The sequence below is a fragment of the Paraburkholderia domus genome (assembly GCF_905220705.1).
In the GTDB taxonomy this organism is placed as follows: domain Bacteria; phylum Pseudomonadota; class Gammaproteobacteria; order Burkholderiales; family Burkholderiaceae; genus Paraburkholderia; species Paraburkholderia domus.
Window position 1 is genome coordinate 1 of the sequence record NZ_CAJNAT010000096.1, and the last position, 637, is coordinate 637.

Consider the following 637-nt stretch of genomic DNA (forward strand, 5'->3'; position numbering starts at 1 on the left):
GCGGTACCACTCACCACCTCGCCGGGGTTCAGCGCCAGACAACCCTCTTCATGAAACGTCAGCCACGGACCTGTGCCTACCTCCCACTACCGCGTCAGCGGTTTAGTACAAGCCTGGTTATGCCGACTCCCCGATTATGCCGCGTCGTGCATGCACGGACACAACGGTTGGGCGGATCTCTGTTCCCGGTCACTCTGATTGTCGGCATTATCAGAGAGCCTCCAGGAAGGCGAGCAACGGGTCGGGAGGTTTGTAGCGTGTCGGCGCAACACCGCTCGCCGTGGCGTGCGCGAGCGCGCGTTCCTTAAGTTGCATGTCGGCGTGTAAGTAGATCTGAGTAGTCTCGGAGGACTCGTGACCGAGCCAGAGCGCGATCACGGTTAGGTCGACGCCGTGATGCATCAGGCTCATACCAGTACGTAAGACCGATGTTGACATGCCCGAGGTAGGCGGCAAGTTTCGGCAATTCCCGACTTACGTCCAGACCGGCGCGATACCATTCGACCAGCCTTCCAGTCGCGAAGCTATGTCGGAAGTCTTGGAGGCGCGGGCCGTAACCATCGCGCCCGTCCTCTGTCGCCGGTCGCAGACCGACGGCGCGCGACATTCTGACGAACATACTTCGTGCAGTGCCTGC

General features: G+C 60.8%; 1 protein-coding gene. It reads right to left on the reverse strand.

Features of this window, described 5'->3' with window-relative positions:
• Window positions 1-210: 210 nt before the first annotated feature.
• Window positions 211-411 (reverse strand): site-specific integrase, encoded by a 201-nt coding sequence (locus KHO31_RS39025; protein ID WP_321207335.1) that lies wholly within the window; start codon window positions 409-411, stop codon window positions 211-213.
• Window positions 412-637: the final 226 nt, after the last annotated feature.

Bases quoted from the DNA above. Each gene is read 5' to 3' on its own strand.
- KHO31_RS39025 (WP_321207335.1), bottom strand. From the start codon at position 411: ATGAGCCTGATGCATCACGGCGTCGACCTAACCGTGATCGCGCTCTGG.